This window comes from Aquirufa salirivi, from assembly GCF_045310485.1.
Lineage (GTDB): Bacteria > Bacteroidota > Bacteroidia > Cytophagales > Spirosomataceae > Aquirufa > Aquirufa salirivi.
In genome coordinates, this window is sequence record NZ_JBEWZH010000032.1 from 1 (window position 1) to 503 (window position 503).

Annotated in this window: 1 protein-coding gene; it reads left to right on the forward strand. The window is 42.1% G+C overall.

Annotation, left to right across the window (positions count from 1 at the left end; translation table 11 throughout):
• Window positions 1-503: thrombospondin type 3 repeat-containing protein (locus U0R11_RS13555; protein WP_406752368.1), on the forward strand; the 503-nt coding region annotated here is incomplete at both ends.

The window sequence follows — 503 nt, forward strand, 5'->3', positions numbered from 1 at the left end:
GATGGAGATGGAGATGCCAACTACTTGGATTTAGATTCAGATAACGACGGTATTTTAGATACTCAAGAAAGATCATACGATACGGATGGAGATGGTGTAATGAACTTCTTAGATAGCGATTCAGATAATGACGGAATCTTGGATGCTTGGGAAGGAACAGATAATAAGCGTGGCACAATCGATGATAACTACGATGGCCGTGTGGATAAAAATGGTTCTGCTCCTGATGTCAACGGAAACGGATTAGCAGATTTCTTAGAAGGCAATCCAGCGCCAGTACCCGATACCGACAAAGATGGAACGCCAGATTATATGGATTTAGATTCAGATGGTGACGGTATAGCCGATAAAATCGAATTGACGAATGACACGGATAAAGACGGAAGACCAAACTATCGAGATAAAGATTCGGATGGAGATTGGTTAGGAGATAGCGATGAGCGAGATACAGATAATGATGGAGACCGCATTCCAAATTACTTAGATGATGATTCGGATGGCGA